Below are 16647 nucleotides of genomic sequence, written 5' to 3' on the forward strand. Positions count from 1 at the left end.
CGAATGCGGGGAAATCAAGGCACGCTTCGATCTGGGAACAAAGCTGCAGAAACGCGGCATAAACTGGGGAGACTTCCGATGAAGCAGATCTTGAAATCCTGCACGGCGCTTACTCTTTCGCTGGGCCTCGTCGCCCCTGCGCTCGCGCAGGAGCCGCTGAAGGAGTTGGGCAAGGGCGAAGGGGAGCTGTCGATCGTCGCCTGGGCCGGTTACATCGAGCGCGGCGAGACCGACAAGAACTACGATTGGGTCACCGACTTCGAGAAGGAGACGGGCTGCAAGGTCAGCGTCAAGACCGCAGCCACCTCGGATGAAATGGTCGCGCTGATGAACGAAGGCGGCTTCGACCTCGTTACTGCCTCTGGTGATGCCTCCCTGCGCCTCGTCGCCGGCAAGCGCGTCCAGCCGATCAACACCGACCTCATCCCGAGCTGGAAGACGATCGACGAGCGCATGCAGAATGCGCCGTGGCACACGGTCGCCGGCATCCACTACGGCACCCCCTATGTCTGGGGCCCGAACGTGCTGATGTACAACAAGGATGCGTTCAAGGGCGAAGCGCCGAAGAGCTGGAACGTCGTCTTCGAGGAAATGACCCTGCCTGACGGCAAGTCCAACAAGGGCCGCGTCCAGGCCTATGACGGCCCGATCCACGTCGCCGACGCTGCCAACTACCTCATGGCGCACAAGCCCGACCTCGGTATCAAGAACCCCTACGAGCTCAACGAGGATCAGTACAAGGCCGCGCTTGACCTCCTTCGCGTCCAGCGCACCCTCGTCGGCCGCTACTGGCATGATGCGATGATCCAGATTGACGACTTCAAGAACGAAGGCGTCGTCGCTTCCGGCTCCTGGCCGTTCCAGGTCAACCTGATGGAGGCCGAAAAGCTGCCGATCGCCTCTGTCATTCCGGAGGAAGGGGTAACGGGCTGGGCCGATACGACCATGCTTCACGCCGACAGCGCGCACCCGAACTGCGCCTACATGTGGATGGAGCATACGCTTTCGCCGAAGGTGCAGGGCGACGTTTCCGCCTGGTTCGGCGCGAACCCCTCGGTCGGGGCCGCCTGCAAGGGCAATGAACTGCTGACCGACGCCGGCTGCAAGACCAACGGCTACGAGGACTTCGACAAGGTGAAGTTCTGGAAGACGCCGGTGACAAAGTGTGAAAGCCAGGGCGAATGCGTACCCTACCACCGCTGGGTTTCCGACTATATCGGCGTGATCGGCGGGCGGTAAGCCGCAGCAGCCGCGTCGCAAGCATCGCCCCTCACCTTGGCCCTCACCCCGCTCGCGGGGCGAGGGCACGCCTCCTGCAAAGCTGGAGCGTCGCCTGTAGGCCAGCGCCGGCCGCGTATCACCTTCTCCCCGCAAGCGGAGAGGTACCCGCAGGCGGATGAGGGGCAAGAACATCCCGGAGCATCCCCATGACCACCGCCGTCCTCTTCGACAACGTTTCCCGCTACTTCGGCGCCGTTCGCGCCGTCGATCGCGTGAACCTCGACATCGCCGAGGGCGAATTCTTCGCCATGCTCGGGCCCTCGGGCTCCGGCAAGACGACGTGCCTCAGACTGATGGCCGGCTTCGAGCAGCCGACGGGCGGCCATATCGAAATCTTCGGTGAGACGGCCGAGGGTGTCCCGCCCTACCGGCGCAGCGTCAACACCGTGTTCCAGGACTATGCGCTCTTTCCGCACCTCTCGATCCTCGACAATGTCGCCTATGGCCTGATGGTCAAGGGCGCCGGCCGCGAGGAGCGGCGCAAGGCCGCCGAGGATGCACTCGCCATGGTCAAGCTGCCGGGCTACGGCACGCGCCGACCCGGCCAGCTCTCCGGCGGTCAGCGCCAGCGCGTGGCGCTCGCACGCGCCCTCGTCAACAAACCGAAGGTGCTGCTCCTCGACGAGCCGCTCGGAGCGCTCGACCTGAAGCTCCGCGAACAGATGCAGGAAGAACTGAAGAGCCTGCAGAAATCGCTCGGCATCACCTTCATCTTCGTCACCCACGACCAGGGCGAGGCGCTGTCGATGGCCGACCGCGTCGCCGTTTTCAACGAGGGCCAGATCCAGCAGCTCGGCAGTCCGGAAGAGGTCTACAACCACCCGAAGACCCGCTTCGTCGCCGATTTCGTCGGCTCGTCCAACGTCCTTACGACGACGCTCTGCCAGAGGCTCGGGCTGAAGGCGCCCTTTGCCAGCCTCAGGCCGGAGGCCATCGCGATTGCGGCCCCGAGCAACGGCGCTCTGAGCCTTGCCGGCACTATCGCTGGCCAGAGCTTCCTCGGTGCGACCAACCGCGTCGTCGTCGATGTCGACGGCGCGCGTATCGCCGTGGCAAGCCCGGCCGCACACGCGATTCCGGCCATCGGCAGCCCGGTCACGATCAGTTTCGCCGCGCGCGACCTTCACCCGATGGAGGACGCATGACCATCGTCGCCGAAAGCATCATCCTTCCGGAACGTCGCGGCACCGCCGGTCGTCTCTCGGACTTCTTGTGGAGGCACCCACGTGTGCTCCTGGCGGTGCTGCTCGGGCCGCCGCTTCTTTGGCTGGGCGTCGTCTATCTCGGTTCGCTCTTCGCACTCCTGCTGCAGAGCTTCTTCTCGATCGATGACTTCTCCGGCCTCATCAATTACGAGTTCACGCTCGCCACCTACCGGCAGCTTTTGAGCGAGACCAATCTCGACATCATCATCCGCACCGTCACGATGGCCGCGGTGGTGACGCTTGTCTCCGCCCTCATCGCCTTTCCGATCGCCTATTACGCGGCCCGCTACGCGCGCGGAAAATGGAAGGTGCTGTTCTATCTCGGCGTCATGCTGCCGCTCTGGTCGAGCTACCTCGTCAAGATCTACGCGTGGAAGCTGATCCTCGCCAAGGAAGGCATTCTTACCTGGTTCTTCGCGAAGCTGAACCTGCTCTGGCTGCTCGACGCGTGGCTCGCGCTTCCAGTCGTCGGGGGCAATTCGCTGTCGGTCAGCTACACCGGGACCTTCATCGTCTTCGTCTATGTGTGGATGCCCTTCATGATCCTGCCGATCCAGGCGGCGCTGGAGCGGGTGCCGTCAAACCTGATCGAAGCGTCGTCGGATCTCGGCGGTACGCCGGCGCAGACCTTCCGCTACGTGCTCTTTCCGCTGGCACTGCCGGGCATCGTCGCCGGCTCGATCTTCACCTTCTCGCTGACGCTCGGCGACTACATCATCCCGCAAATCATCGGCTCGTCGCGGCTCTTCATCGGCCAGGCGGTCTATGCCCAGCAGGGCACCGCCGGCAACATTCCGCTCGCTGCCGCCTTTACGGTCGTGCCGATCGTCATCATGGGCCTCTATCTCTGGATGGCCAAACGCATGGGGGCCTTCGATGCGCTCTGAGAAATCGAACCGCGCCCCCCTGAGCCTGAAGATCGCTGCTGCGGGCGGCCTCGCCTTCATGCATCTGCCGATCCTGCTGATCTTTCTCTACGCCTTCACGACGGAGGAGAAGAGTTACCAGTTCCCGCCGCCTGGCCTGACGACGCAGTGGTTCGGCGTCGCATGGGACCGGCCGGACGTCTGGGCGGCGCTGGCGCTCTCGGTCAAGGTCGCATCGATCGCGACGGCCACGGCGCTGATGCTCGGCACGCTCTGCGCCGCCGCTGTCAGCCAGACCCGCTTCTTCGGCCGCGAGACGATCTCGCTGCTGGTCATCCTGCCGATTGCGCTCCCCGGCATCATCACCGGCATCGCCTTGCGTTCGGCCTTCTCGATGGCGGATATCCCGTTTTCCTTCTGGACCATCGTTCTCGGCCACGCGACCTTCTGCATCGTCGTCGTCTACAACAATGCGGTGGCCCGCTTCCGGCGGATCTCCGGCTCACTGATCGAGGCCTCGATGGACCTCGGCGCCGACGGTTTCCAGACGTTCCGCTATGTAATCCTGCCGAATATCGGCACCGCGCTGCTTGCCGGCGGTATGCTCGCCTTCGCGCTTTCCTTCGACGAGGTGATCGTCACGACCTTCACTGCCGGGCAGCAATCGACCCTGCCGATCTGGATGCTGGAGGAGTTGATCCGCCCGCGCCAGCGTCCGGTAACCAATGTCGTCGCCATGATCGTGGTCGTCGTCACCTTCCTGCCGATTCTCGGCGCCTACTACCTGACGCGCGACGGCGACCAGATCGCCGGCGCCGGCAAATGACATCGAACATAAAGGGAGAACAGACATGGACACCCAACTCTTGATCGGATCGCGCTTCGAAGCCGGGACCGAGGTCGAGGAGCACATCCTGAACCCGAGGACGGGCGCCACGATCATCGATGTCGCGGAGGCTTCCCATGCGCAGCTCGACGTCGCCGTCGACGCGGCCGAGCGCGCCTTTGTCGCCTGGTCGCAGACGACGCCTGCCGAGCGCTCGAACTATCTCCTGAAAATCGCCGATGCGATCGAGAAAAACGCCGACGGTTTTGCCGCGCTGGAAGCGCTCAATTGCGGCAAGCCGATCAATGCGGTGAAGAACGATGAATTGCCGGCGATCATCGATTGCTGGCGCTTCTTCGCCGGTGCGGTCCGCAACCTGCATGCACCGACTGCCGGCGAATATCTGCCGGGGCATACCTCGATGATCCGGCGCGACCCGATCGGCATCGTCGGCTCGATCGCACCCTGGAACTACCCGCTGATGATGATGGCCTGGAAGCTTGCGCCGGCCATCGCCGGCGGCAACACGGTGGTCTTCAAGCCTTCGGAACAGACGCCACTGACGGCGTTGAAGCTCGCCCGGCTGCTCGCGGAGATCCTGCCCGAAGGTGTCGTCAACGTCGTTACCGGCCGCGGCGAAACGGTCGGCAACACGCTCATCAACCATCCGAAGATCGCGATGGTCTCGATCACCGGCGATATTGCGACCGGCAAGAAGGTGCTGGCCGCCGCCGCCAAGACGGTCAAGCGCACCCATCTCGAACTCGGCGGCAAGGCGCCGGTCATCGTCTATGATGACGCAGATCTGGAAGCTGTGGTGAACGGCATCCGGACTTTCGGCTATTACAATGCCGGCCAGGATTGCACCGCCGCCTGCCGCATCTATGCCGAGGCCGGCATCTACGAGAAGCTCGTTGCCGATCTGACGTCCGCCGTCTCGACGATCCGCTACAACCTCGATGACGACACCGAAAACGAGATCGGCCCGCTGATCTCCAAGCGCCAGCGCGACCGGGTCGCGAGCTTCGTCGAACGGGCGGCAGACCAGAAGCATATCGAAATCACCACCGGTGGCGCCGCGGGCAGTAAGGAAGGCTTCTTCTTCAAGCCGACCGTCGTCGCCGGCGCCACGCAGGAAGACGAGATCGTCCGTCGCGAAGTGTTCGGGCCGGTGGTTTCCGTCACCCGCTTCACCGCCAGCGATGATGCAGTCGCCTGGGCGAACGATAGCGATTACGGCCTCGCCTCTTCCGTCTGGACGAAGGACATCACCAAGGCGATGCGGGCGGCGTCGCGCCTGCAATACGGCTGCACCTGGATCAACACGCATTTCATGCTGACCAACGAGATGCCGCATGGCGGCGTCAAGCAATCCGGCTACGGCAAGGACATGTCCGTCTACGCGCTCGAGGACTACACCGCCGTTCGCCACATCATGATCAATCATGGCTAATGGGAGGATGCCATCATGTACCGCCGTCAATTACTCGCCGCCGCTGGCGCGCTCGGCCTGAGTGCCCTTCTCTTTCCTCCGGCAGCCTTCGCCGCCGAGGCCGCCCCGGCAGTGGTCGCCGCTTATCTCGCGGCGTGGAACGCCCACGATTCGAGCAAGGCCGCGTCCTACTTCGCTGACGACGTCACCTATTACGACGCTTCCGTCGGCAAGCCCGTAAACGGCAAGGATGCAGCCAAGACCGGCGTTATCGACAATTTCCTGAATGCCGTTCCGGACGCCGTCTGGACCATGAAGGGCGATCCGATCGCGGCTGGCGACAAGGTGTCGTTCGAGTGGGAGTTTTCGGGCACGAATTCAGGCGCCTGGGGCGATGGCACTGCCGCCACCGGCAAGACGTTCAAGTTCACCGGAGCCTCCGTCTTCACCGTCAAGGACGGCAAGATTTCCACCCAGAGCGACTATTACGACGCGCTCGGCTTCTATAAGCAGCTCGGCCTGATGTAGTCGCCACCTGGCGCACCCGCGCCGATACGCAATCACACAGGCATAATACGCCCTCCGGTTCGTCCAGATCGACCGGAGGGTTTTTTTATGCGCCTTCCACCTCGTCCCGAACGCGGAAGCGCTCCGCGCCGCGCCGCGCAACTGTTGCAAATTTCCCACAAATTTAAAAACATGACTCTTAGAGTCATAAAAAGCCTCTTGCGCGAACAGAAATCATGAGTGAATAGCTCATCTTATAAAATTTCGCTTACCGATCAGAAAGTTGCATCGCATGCCCGCCACGAGAACCCTCCTTCTGCCGCTCATCCGCGCCGCCCTCGCCGGCACCACCGCCCTCGCGCTCGTCGCCACCGCGCAAGCCCAGGAAGCAAAGCAGGAAGACACGACGTCCAGCGGCGATTCGACTGCACTCGAAACCCTGGTCGTCAACGGCGGCAGCGGCGGCGTGATCACGGCGGAAGGTTATGTCGGCATCAGCAGCGCGACTGGCGCCAAGGTCGATACGCCCTTCCTGGAAACGCCGCAGTCGATCTCTACCGTTACTGAGCAGCAATTGAAGGACCGCAATCCGCAAACCCTCCTCGACGTGCTGGCCTACACTCCAGGTTCACGCGTAAACGCCTTCGGCTTCGATCCGCGATTTGACAGCTTTACGGTGCGCGGCTTCGACGTGACCTATACTGGTGTCTTCCGTGATAACCTGCGTCAGCCCGCTGCCAGTTCATCGGTATTCAAGAACGAGCCGTACGGGCTGGAAGGGGTCTCCATTTTGCGCGGCCCGTCATCCGCCCTCTATGGAGCATCGGGCGCCGGTGGGCTCTTCAATCTGATCACCAAGCGGCCGACCGAAGACCCCCTGCACGAACTGCAACTCCAATACGGCACCGACAACCGCTATCAGGGCCAGTTCGACTTCTCCGGCCCGGTCAACGAAACCGATCCTTTTTACTACCGCCTTACCGGGCTTCTGCGGGACTCCGACACCGAGCAGGTCAGCGTGCCGGACGACCGCGCCTATGTCGCGCCGGCATTCACCTGGAAACCCGATGAAGACACGCGCCTGACCGTTCTCGGCGAATATTCGCGTACCAAGACTGGAGGCACGGCCGCCTACTACAATGACCCCTTGACCGGTGAAGTGACTGACATCTTCGCCGGCAATCCTGACTTCAACGACTCGGTGCAGAAGCAAGCCAGACTTGGCTACGAATTCGAACATAGACTGAACGATACATTTACCTTCCGCCAAAACGCGCGCATCTCTACGCTTAATACAGACACTGACTGGGCCTTCGCCTATGCTCCGAACGACAGCGATCCAACGCTGCTTGACAGTAGCGCAGGCACCTTCGATGAGCGGCTGACGGCCTTTGTCCTCGACAACCAGATGATGGCTGAGTTCGACACGGGCGCGCTCGACCACACCCTCCTTGCGGGTATCGACTTTACGAAGCTCCGCTTCCGCTCGCTCGATGGCCGCGGCGTGTCGCCGCCGCTCGATACTAACAATCCGGAACAGGGACGTCCGGTAAGTTCAATCGATTTCAATACGCGTACCGTGCAAGATCAATGGCAGCTCGGCACCTATCTGCAAGACCAGATACGCTATGATGCCTGGACCCTCACCGGCGGCATACGGCACGACTGGGTCTCAACCGACACCAGCATAACCGATCTTGCCACCGACACCTCAAGCCTGGTGTCACAGGACGACAAGGAATTCTCTGGCCGCATCGGCCTGACCTACGAATTTGACTTCGGCCTAGCCCCCTATATCAGCTACTCGACCGCCTTCTCGCCCAACGCCGGGCTCAACCAGGAAACGAACCAGCCGTTCAAGCCGACCGAAAGCGAACAGGAAGAAATCGGCATCAAATATCTCCTGCCGAACAGCAACACGCTGATCACCGCCGCGCTGTTCAACATCGACCAAACCAACAGCCTGTATTACGAAGTCGTCAACTTACCGACCGGACCCGCGAACATCCAGGTCCAGCGCGGCAAGGTACGCTCTCGCGGCTTTGAGCTGGAGGCAAATACCAGCCTCGACAACGGCCTGTCGCTGGTAGCATCCTATACCTATACGGACGCAAAAATTCTCCAGGGCCCCGCGGATACGATCGGCAACTACGTCTCGTCCGTGCCGCGCCACATGGCCTCTGTCTGGGCGTACTATACCTTGCCAGAGGAGGGTCCGGGATATGGTCTCGGATTTGGCGCGGGCGCACGCTTCCTAGGGTCCAGCTATGGCAACGACCAAAACACGACGCGCAACTCCTCTCGTGTCCTCTTCGACGCCGCTGCTCACTACGACTTTGCAGCCATCGACAAAAAGTATGAAGGTTTGCGTCTGCAGGTGAACGCCACCAACCTATTCGACCGTCGCGAACCGGTTTGCTCGGCAGGTTTCTGCTACCGCGACCAAGGCCGCGCCGTCATCGGCTCTCTGCGCTACAACTGGTAGAACCATGGCGACTAGCGGGCATGAAAGCATGACGGAAGCCGGCAGGGCAAAGCTCCTGTCGGCGGCCTTTGTCGGTCCGCATGCCTGGTGCAACGAGAAGATGATGCTGGCGGAAGAGCTCTCCGACGGCGTCCCGCTGGCGACGTTCTTCGCCTCGGGCGCCTTCGAACGGGCGCTCTCGACCTATGCCGAGACTTCGAAAGGCAGCGACCGGCGTGCTGTCGCCTCCATGTGGTCGCTCTATTATTTCTCCTGCCTTACCATTCCCTATGTCGTCGCCCGAGTGCTGGATCACCAGGCGCTGCCCGTTGCATTTGACGAGATGACCGTGGCGCTTTCGGCCGATGGTCTCCCCCGCGCATTCGGCGTCACGACGCCCGGCGCCTGGCGGGAGGATGGCGAGCAGGAGATATTTTCCGTCCTCGCACCCCTGATGGAAGAGCATCTCGCCAAGGTCGTCGGTCATCTGAAGGCCGTCGGCGGGATTTCGCCCCGGCTCGCCTGGAACAATGCCGCCGTCTATATCGACTATGCGCTTCGCACGGCCGGGGTCGAACCCTTGAGCGATCAGGCCGATGCCATGGTCGGCTGTCGTCTGATGCCGAACGGCGCGCCCAACCCCTTCTTCGATTGCCTGCGCCATGAGGAAGACGATGGGACAAGCGTCTGCCGTCGCAAGATCTGCTGCCTTCGATACCTGCTCCCCGGTATCCCGAGCTGCGGCAGTCTCTGCGCCCTTCCCAGCCAAAGGAAACAGTAATTGTCTCGTCCCAACGTCGGTCTTATGACCATCATCCGGGTCATCATGCTTCTGTCGATGACAGTGTTCTGCTTCGCCGCGCGTGCGGAGACCCAGTGGCCGATGACCATCACTGACGCCGTCGGCCGGCAAGTAACGATACCGGCTCCACCCAAGGCGGTTCTGCTCGGTAGCGGCTTCAACCTTGTCGCGCTCTCGCTCATCCATCCGGATCCCGTAAGCGTCCTCGCCGGCTGGTCGGGCGACATGAAGAACGACAACCCGGAAATCTACGGAAGCTTCGTCCGCAAGTTCCCGCGGCTCGCAGAAGTGCCGTTGATTGATGACGGCAGCGGAGCGGGCCTGTCGTTCGAGGCGCTACTGACGCTGAAGGCCGACCTCGCGATCCTCGCCAACTGGCAGGCCGATACGGAACCGGGTAGGCGCGCGATCGAATATCTCGAGAGCGTGGGTGTGCCGGTGGTGGTGGTCGACTTCAACGGCGACCCCTTGAAGAATACCGCCGGCAACATGCGGCTGCTTGGCAAGATCTTTGAGCGGGAGCACCAGGCCGAAGATTTCGCCCGCTTCTACGAAGAGCGCCTCGCTCGCATCCGCGAGCGGGTTGCGAAGCACCCTGAACCCGGACCGACCGTGCTCATGGAGGCGTTTCCCGGTGTAGCCGCCTGTTGCTGGGCCTATGGTGTAGGCGGCCTCGGCGAATTCATAAGCATCACCGGCAGCCGCAACATCGTCGAAGGAAAGCTGCCGCGTCCAGGCGGCATGGTCAACGCGGAAGCGGTCATGGCCGAAAATCCCGAGGTCTACATCGCCACGTCGTCACCGGGCGGAAAGTACAGCGGCTTCTCCATCGGCCCCGGCGTGAAGGCGGAAGACGCAGAGCGGACCCTGGCGGAAGCGGTCGGAACGCCGGTGATGACCAGCATCGCGGCGGTCCGCAACGGGCGCGTCCATGGCCTCTGGAATTTCTTCAATGCCGTGCCGCTGAACATCCTCGCGGCGGAAGCCTTCGCCTCCTGGCTGCGCCCGGACCTTTTTCCGGATGTCGATCCAGCGGCGAGCCTTGCCGAAATCAATACGCGCTTCGCAGCGGTTCCCTTCGAGGGCAGCTACTGGATCAGCGTGAAGAGCGGAAAATAGCACGGCCGGCGCATGGGAACGAGCGCGCGGCAACAGGTGCCAGCGCCTTGATTTCAAGCATCTTATTCCGATTCACCTTCCTCGGCGTGGATAGACGCGACTGGTAATTGCCAGTCGCGTTCGACCCCATATAAGGTTCCGCGAGGAGGAGCTTCATGCTGTGGTTGATTGTCCTGCTGGTCGCCGTCGCGATCGTATATCTTGCGGCCCGATACAGCCGCTTTCGCAGCCAGGCCGAGCTGATCCTGTCAATTGCCGTCGCGCTCGGGCTGATCGTCGCCTTCGTGATCTGGTTGAGCGACCGCGGCAACCAGCAAGCGTCGGCGCCTGAGCCAACCCGCCCTGCCGGGCTCGCGGCCGCGGACGTTGCGCTCGAAGGCGTCACTTTCGAGCGCAACCAGTCCGAGCGGAGCTACCGCGTGCGCGGCACCGTTCACAACGGCTCCTCCCTGGCGCTCGAATATTTCCGGCTGACCGTCACGCTCGAAGATTGCCCCGGTCGAGCCTGCGAGCGGATCGGCGACGACACGGCGCTCATCCTCGTCCGCGTGCCGGGCGGCCAGAGCCGTCCCTTCGAGACGTTCCTTACGTTTCCGTTCCGGGATGGAGAACCGCCAACCGCGCCGAAATGGACCTACGAGGTGAGCCAAGTGCGGGGCGCGCCGACGCATTAGAGCAATTCCGGTTTTTCCGCCTGGAATTTCGTAGTTTCAAAGAGTTAGAGAGCGGGAGCCACAGGCGCCCGCCCCGCCAGCCCTCGCAATCACGCCGCCGCAGCGCCGCCGAGCGCCGCGAGCAGCTCGCCTGTCGTCACGACCGAAGCGAATTCCGCCCGCAGCGTCGCGATATGCGCGCGATGGATATCCCGCGCAGAAATCACGCCACCCGCGCCGTCTGCCAGATCGAAACAATCGCAAGCATCCTCCACGAGGATCACGCGATATCCCATGTTGGCGCCGACCCGTACCGAGGTCGAAACACACATGTCCGTGGAGATGCCGAAGAGCACGACGGTATCGGCGCCGAGACGCCGGAGCCGCAAGTCGAGGTCGGTGCCGATAAAGGCGGCGTTCACGCTCTTTGTGACCAGCGGTTCCTCGCCCTTCGGCCCGAAACCCGGGCGGAATGCATTACCCGGCCGTTCCGGACGCAGCGTCGAGCCCTCCTCGACGCTGTCGTGCCGCACATGGATGATCGGCCGCTTGGCGGAACGCCATGCTGCGAGAAGCGCGAGCCCGTTTTCGTCCACGCGGTCATTCCAGCGCGGCGGCCATGGCGCCGCATCAAAGGCCTGCTGCAAATCGATCGGTATCAGGACGGCATTATCGGGCAATTTCAAGCTGTTCATGGATGAGGCTCCTTCGTTGTTCCTGAACGATAACTGCCCTATCGTCCGGTTTCACTGAGCATGATGTTGCCCGGTCCGGACATTCGTCCGGCGAGACCGGCAGGGGACGACGATTTGACCGAACTCGATGAAAAAGACCGGCTATTGATCGCCGCTTTGCGCCAGGATTCACGCCAGAGCCTCGTGGCGCTTGCCCGCCATGCCGGCCTTTCCCGAAGCGCCACGCATGAGCGGCTGCGGCGGCTCGAGACGAAGGGTGTCGTTGCCGGTTACACGATCCGCCTCGGTCAGGAGGACAGGTCGCCGGTCGTGCGCGCGCTCGTCGCGGTCGCCTTTCAGCCCGGCAAGAACTGCGACCATGTGGTGCCGCATCTTTCCGGCATGCCTCATGTTGTCAGTTGCTGGTCGCTCGCGGGCGCAACGGATCTGATGCTGCTCGTCGAGTGCGATTCCAACGGCGACCTCGACACGATCCGGCGGCGGATCGCCACGATCCCGGGTGTCGCCACTGTTCAGACGCATGTGACGCTCAAGACGCACTTCGACCGCCGAACCTGAACGCGCGAGCGGTTCTGCCTCAAGCACGAAGGCGGAACCGCTCTTGCATTGCCGTCAGCAATAGATCTTGAACTTTTCACGGATCGCCCGGTCGATCTCCGGTGCGATCACCGAAGATGCCGCCTCCGCGAGAATGCGATTCTTCCTCTCGATCGCACGCGCGACGAGATCCGGACGGCCGATCTCCACCCATTCCTTCGGGCTCGTGCGATCGGCGACCGCCGGATAGATGTATTCCGTCTGCATGAGGCCAAGCGTCTGCGGGTGGCCGAGATAGTGGCCGGGGCCGTCGAGGCAGACGGAGCGCATGGTTTCAAGGGAAACCGAATCCTCGCTTACGTCGATCCCGCGGATGCAGCGCTGCACCTGGCCGAGCATGTCATCGCCGAGCACCAGCGATTCCAGGCAGAAACCGAGGAGCGAGGCATGCATGCCGACGGCTTCGTAGACCATGTTGAGGCCGGAAAGCCCAGCCATCACGTTGGAGATCGCCTGCTCCCAGCCCGCCTGCATGTCCGGCAGCTTCGCATCCGCGATGCCGGCGGCAGCCCCGCCCGGTAGACGGTAGAACTGATGCATCTGCGCGCAACCGGCCGTCAGCAGCGCCTGCTCGCCGGAGCCGCCTGACATCGCGCCGGTCCTCAAATCCGATACGAAGGGCCAGGTGCCGAAGACAGCCGGGTGGCCGGGAGACATGGCATTGACATAGACGACACCCGCCAAACATTCGGCAACCGCCTGCACGATCGCAGTCGCAAGCGGCGCCGGAGCGGTCGCCCCCGCCTGCCCGGCGGAAAGCAGGAGGATCGGCATACCGCCACGGATACATTTCTCCATGGTGACGCAGCTTTCCTCGGCGAATTTCATCGGCGGCACGACGAAGCAGTTGGAATTGGAGACGAAAGGCCGTGCCCGCCACTTGTCCTCGCCCCCGGCGATCATATGGATGAGATCGAAACAACCCTCGACATGCGACGGATCGGAAAAGCTTGTGCCGACATGTTTCGTTGTCCCGGCGCAACAGGCATAGAGCGTGTTGACGTCCATCAGGAAATTGTCGGGAATGTCACGGCAGACCATTGCCCGCTGGAAGAAGTGGACATTGTCGAGATGGTGGACGAGTTGGGCTGCGTTCAAGAGGTCCTTCGCGGTCGATTCCCGGTATTCCCGCTTCTCGACGTCGACAACATGAACCGCCGCGCCGGCGGTGCCGTAGTAGACCCGCGTGCCGCTAAGCTCGAGATCCTGCTTCGAATCGCGGGCATGGAGCGTGATGTCGCGGGCGGCAATGGCCAGCATGTCCTCGACCAGCGCGCGGGGAAAGCGAATGCGCCCGTCATCGCCGAGGATGGCGCCGGCACCGGTCATGATCTCGATGCCGGATTTCGGCGCGTTGGCAAGACCGATCTCTTCCAGCGCATCGAGGGCCGCTTCATGGATGCGCCTGACGTTCGCCTCGCTCAGCGGCTTGTACTGCCCGCCGGCCAGCCCCGGCCGCACCGGCCGAATGTTCTCGGCAAGCGGCGCGGAGCGAAGCGCCATGCGCGCTGCCCGTCCTCCGGACCGTCTCGAAACCGCAACTGCGCATTCCTCAGCCATCATTCATCTCCCATGGGCCGTCTTGCTACTTGCCCCTCATCCGCCTGCCGGAACCTTCTCCTCGTTCTGACGGGGAGAAGGGAATTTGCGGCTCACGCTCGTCCCGTCTCCCCGCCTACGGGGAGAGGGTTAGGGTGAGGGGCAGTTCGGCGTCGGGCCTCTTCGGCTCTCGGCGTCATTCTCGACGACGTTTACATCCGCACCCGCTCCGCCTTCGGGTCGTACATCGGCTTCAGCGAAACCTCCGCCCTGACCCGCGTTCCGGCAATCTCGATCTCGTAGCGTGACGCCAGCACATCCGCGGCGCTCTCGCCCTCGCAAGGCACATAGCCGAGCCCGATCGCGCCGCCGAGGTGGTGGCCGTAGTTGCCGGACGTAATCGTGCCGACGATCTCACCGTTGCGGACAATCGCTTCGTTGTGGAAGAGCAGTGGCTCCGGATCGGCAAGCCGAAACTGTACGAGCCGGCGCGACAACCCCTTGTTCCCTTTGGCAAGCACGGCCGCACGGCCGATAAAATCGCCCTTCTCGGGCTTCACCGCAAAGCCGAGGCCGGCTTCCAGCACATGGTCCTCGTCGGTGATGTCGTGTCCAAAATGCCGGAACGCCTTCTCGATGCGGCAGCTGTCGAGCGTATGCAAGCCGCAAAGCTTGAGGCCGACGCCGCCGCCTGCGGCTTCCAGCGCTTCGAACACATGGGCCACCTGGTCGGTCGAGACATAGAGCTCCCAGCCGAGCTCGCCGACATAGGTAACGCGGTGGGCGCGGGCGAGCCCCATGCCGATCTCGATTTCGCGCGCGGTACCGAACGGATGCGCCTGATTGGAAAAGTCGTTTGGACTCACCTTCTGCATCAGCGCGCGAGCCGTCGGTCCCATCACGCAAAGCACGCTCTCGGCCGCCGTGACATCGGTGATCACCACGAATTCATCCCGAACATGCTTGCGCAGCCAGGCGAGGTCGCGCTGCAGCGTCGCGCCGGGCACGACGAGGAAGAAGGCGGTTTCCGAAAGGCGGGTGACGGTGAGGTCGCTCTCGATGCCGCCGCGCGCATTCAGCATCTGCGTGTAGACGATCCGGCCTGGCTCGACATTCATCTCGTTTGAGCAGAGCCGCTGCAGGAACGCGAGGGCGTCTCGCCCTTCGACCCGGATCTTGCCGAACGACGTCATGTCGAAAAGGCCGACGCCGCCGCGAACGGCGAGATGCTCGGCCCTCTGGTTTTCGAACCAGTTCTGGCGTTTCCAGGAATAGCGGTACTCGCGCTCCTGCCCGTCCCTTGCGAACCAGTTCGCACGCTCCCAGCCCGCCACTTCACCGAAAACAGCGCCGCGGGCTTTCAGATGTTCATGGAGGGGCGAACGACGGACGCCGCGCGCGGTCGCCATCTGGCGATAGGGGAAGTGATCGGCGTAGAGCAGGCCGAGCGTTTCAGACACGCGCTCCTTGAGGTAGCTGCGGTTCTTCTGGAATGGCTGCGCGCGGCGGATATCGACTTCCCAGAGGTCGAACGGCGGCTCGCCGTCATTCATCCATTGCGCCAGCGCCATGCCGGCGCCGCCGGAGGAAACGATGCCGATCGAGTTGTAGCCGGCGGCAACCCAGTAGCCTTTCACTTCCGGCGCCTCGCCGAGATAATAGCGGTCATCAGGCGTAAAGCTCTCGGGACCGTTGAAGAAGGTGTGGATGCCTGCCGTTTCCAGCATCGGCATGCGATTGACCGCCATTTCGAGGATCGGTGCGAAATGGTCGAAGTCCTCAGGCAACTGGTCGAAGCAGAAGTCCTCGCGAATGCCGTCCATCCCCCAGGGCTTGGCCTTGGGCTCGAAGGCGCCGACGAGCATCTTGCCGGCATCTTCCTTGTAGTAGGTACACTCGTCCGGCACGCGCAGCACCGGCAACCGGCTCAGGTCCGCGATCGCCTCGGTGACTATGTAGAAATGCTCGCAGGCGTGCAGCGGCACGGTGACGCCCACCTGCCGGGCAAGCTCCCTGCCCCACATGCCGGCGCAGTTGACGACATTCTCGGTCTCGATCGTGAAGCTCTCGCCGTTCTGCTCGCAGGTGACGCCAGTCACGCAGCCGTCTTTCTTCAGAACGGACGTGACCTTCACACCCTCGATGATGGTCGCGCCGTTCTGGCGTGCGCCCTTGGCAAGCGCCATGGCGATATTGGCCGGATCGCACTGACCGTCGAGCGGAAGATGCACCGCCGCCCTGACATCCGAAGTGTTGAGATGCGGATACATCGCCTTCACCTCGTCCGGCGTGATCTCGCGAACGTCGACGTTGAAGGCGCGGGCGAGGGAGGCCTGGCGGTAGATCTCTTCCTTGCGCTCGTCTGTCAGCGCGACAGTGATCGAGCCGTTCTGGCGCATGCCGGTGGCGATGCCGGTCTCGGCCTCGAGCTTGACGTAAAGGTCGGCCGAATATTTCGCGAGCCGCGTCATATTCTGCGAGGCGCGAAGCTGGCCGATCAGACCGGCCGCATGCCAGGTCGTGCCCGAGGTCAGCTGCTTGCGCTCGAGCAGCACCACGTCCGTCCAGCCAAGCTTCGACAGGTGATAGGCAACCGAGCATCCGGAGACACCGCCGCCGATGATGACCGCACGGGCCTTTGCAGGAATAGGTTTCGTCATG

General features: G+C 62.8%; 14 protein-coding genes. 11 read left to right on the forward strand and 3 right to left on the reverse strand.

Going from position 1 to position 16647, the window contains the following annotated elements; all coding sequences use genetic code 11:
• Positions 1-78 precede the first annotated feature (78 nt).
• From FKV68_RS14445 to FKV68_RS14490, 10 genes are all read left to right on the forward strand, one after another.
• Positions 79-1239, forward strand: coding sequence for an ABC transporter substrate-binding protein (locus tag FKV68_RS14445; RefSeq protein ID WP_180938492.1), 1161 nt, complete (start codon positions 79-81; stop codon positions 1237-1239).
• Between the two features lie 188 nt (positions 1240-1427).
• Entirely contained in the window at positions 1428-2426 is a 999-nt protein-coding gene (locus tag FKV68_RS14450; protein WP_180938493.1) for an ABC transporter ATP-binding protein, read from the forward strand.
• Positions 2423-3373, forward strand: a complete 951-nt coding sequence (locus tag FKV68_RS14455; protein WP_180938494.1) for an ABC transporter permease — start codon at positions 2423-2425, stop codon at positions 3371-3373. The genes FKV68_RS14450 and FKV68_RS14455 overlap by 4 nt, the downstream gene beginning before the upstream one ends.
• Entirely contained in the window at positions 3363-4178 is an 816-nt protein-coding gene (locus tag FKV68_RS14460; RefSeq protein ID WP_180938495.1) for an ABC transporter permease, read from the forward strand. Before FKV68_RS14455 ends, FKV68_RS14460 begins: the two co-directional genes overlap by 11 nt.
• A 25-nt stretch (positions 4179-4203) precedes the next feature.
• Positions 4204-5631, forward strand: a complete 1428-nt coding sequence (locus FKV68_RS14465; protein ID WP_180938496.1) for a gamma-aminobutyraldehyde dehydrogenase — start codon at positions 4204-4206, stop codon at positions 5629-5631.
• A gap of 15 nt (positions 5632-5646) precedes the next feature.
• Entirely contained in the window at positions 5647-6138 is a 492-nt protein-coding gene (locus FKV68_RS14470) for an ester cyclase (protein WP_180938497.1), read from the forward strand.
• A 271-nt stretch (positions 6139-6409) separates the two neighbouring features.
• Positions 6410-8602, forward strand: coding sequence for a TonB-dependent siderophore receptor (locus tag FKV68_RS14475; protein WP_180938498.1), 2193 nt, complete (start codon positions 6410-6412; stop codon positions 8600-8602).
• Between the two features lie 4 nt (positions 8603-8606).
• Entirely contained in the window at positions 8607-9362 is a 756-nt protein-coding gene (gene fhuF / locus FKV68_RS14480; protein WP_180938499.1) for a siderophore-iron reductase FhuF, read from the forward strand.
• Between the two features lie 24 nt (positions 9363-9386).
• Positions 9387-10502, forward strand: a complete 1116-nt coding sequence (locus FKV68_RS14485; protein WP_180941517.1) for an ABC transporter substrate-binding protein — start codon at positions 9387-9389, stop codon at positions 10500-10502.
• Between the two features lie 155 nt (positions 10503-10657).
• On the forward strand, positions 10658-11176 hold the full coding sequence (locus FKV68_RS14490; protein ID WP_180938500.1) for a hypothetical protein: 519 nt from the start codon (positions 10658-10660) through the stop codon (positions 11174-11176).
• An 89-nt stretch (positions 11177-11265) separates the two neighbouring features.
• Here FKV68_RS14490 and FKV68_RS14495 read toward each other — a convergent pair whose 3' ends face one another.
• The gene (locus FKV68_RS14495; protein WP_180938501.1) at positions 11266-11850 is read right to left on the reverse strand and encodes a cysteine hydrolase family protein; all 585 of its coding nucleotides are present in this window, start codon (positions 11848-11850) and stop codon (positions 11266-11268) included.
• 114 nt (positions 11851-11964) lie between these two features.
• Here FKV68_RS14495 and FKV68_RS14500 point away from each other — a divergent pair, with 114 nt between their 5' ends.
• Positions 11965-12408 (forward strand): Lrp/AsnC family transcriptional regulator, encoded by a 444-nt coding sequence (locus tag FKV68_RS14500; RefSeq protein WP_245181308.1) that lies wholly within the window; start codon positions 11965-11967, stop codon positions 12406-12408.
• A 54-nt stretch (positions 12409-12462) separates the two neighbouring features.
• On the opposite strand, the gene FKV68_RS14505 is transcribed toward FKV68_RS14500, so the two are convergent.
• Positions 12463-14007 (reverse strand): trimethylamine methyltransferase family protein, encoded by a 1545-nt coding sequence (locus FKV68_RS14505; RefSeq protein WP_180938503.1) that lies wholly within the window; start codon positions 14005-14007, stop codon positions 12463-12465.
• A gap of 191 nt (positions 14008-14198) precedes the next feature.
• The gene (locus tag FKV68_RS14510) at positions 14199-16646 is read right to left on the reverse strand and encodes a GcvT family protein (protein ID WP_180938504.1); all 2448 of its coding nucleotides are present in this window, start codon (positions 16644-16646) and stop codon (positions 14199-14201) included.
• Position 16647 lies beyond the last annotated feature (1 nt).

The sequence above is a fragment of the Sinorhizobium mexicanum genome, assembly GCF_013488225.1.
Taxonomy (GTDB): Bacteria; Pseudomonadota; Alphaproteobacteria; order Rhizobiales; family Rhizobiaceae; genus Sinorhizobium; species Sinorhizobium mexicanum.

What these genes read in the sequence shown, in the direction of transcription:
- FKV68_RS14445 (WP_180938492.1), top strand. Translation starts at nt 79, where the DNA reads ATGAAGCAGATCTTGAAATCCTGCACGGCGCTTACTCTTTCGCTGGGC.
- FKV68_RS14450 (WP_180938493.1), top strand. Translation starts at nt 1,428, where the DNA reads ATGACCACCGCCGTCCTCTTCGACAACGTTTCCCGCTACTTCGGCGCC.
- FKV68_RS14455 (WP_180938494.1), top strand. Translation starts at nt 2,423, where the DNA reads ATGACCATCGTCGCCGAAAGCATCATCCTTCCGGAACGTCGCGGCACC.
- FKV68_RS14460 (WP_180938495.1), top strand. Translation starts at nt 3,363, where the DNA reads ATGCGCTCTGAGAAATCGAACCGCGCCCCCCTGAGCCTGAAGATCGCT.
- FKV68_RS14465 (WP_180938496.1), top strand. Translation starts at nt 4,204, where the DNA reads ATGGACACCCAACTCTTGATCGGATCGCGCTTCGAAGCCGGGACCGAG.
- FKV68_RS14470 (WP_180938497.1), top strand. Translation starts at nt 5,647, where the DNA reads ATGTACCGCCGTCAATTACTCGCCGCCGCTGGCGCGCTCGGCCTGAGT.
- FKV68_RS14475 (WP_180938498.1), top strand. Translation starts at nt 6,410, where the DNA reads ATGCCCGCCACGAGAACCCTCCTTCTGCCGCTCATCCGCGCCGCCCTC.
- fhuF (WP_180938499.1), top strand. Translation starts at nt 8,607, where the DNA reads ATGGCGACTAGCGGGCATGAAAGCATGACGGAAGCCGGCAGGGCAAAG.
- FKV68_RS14485 (WP_180941517.1), top strand. Translation starts at nt 9,387, where the DNA reads ATGACCATCATCCGGGTCATCATGCTTCTGTCGATGACAGTGTTCTGC.
- FKV68_RS14490 (WP_180938500.1), top strand. Translation starts at nt 10,658, where the DNA reads ATGCTGTGGTTGATTGTCCTGCTGGTCGCCGTCGCGATCGTATATCTT.
- FKV68_RS14495 (WP_180938501.1), bottom strand. Translation starts at nt 11,850, where the DNA reads ATGAACAGCTTGAAATTGCCCGATAATGCCGTCCTGATACCGATCGAT.
- FKV68_RS14505 (WP_180938503.1), bottom strand. Translation starts at nt 14,007, where the DNA reads ATGGCTGAGGAATGCGCAGTTGCGGTTTCGAGACGGTCCGGAGGACGG.
- FKV68_RS14510 (WP_180938504.1), bottom strand. Translation starts at nt 16,646, where the DNA reads ATGACGAAACCTATTCCTGCAAAGGCCCGTGCGGTCATCATCGGCGGC.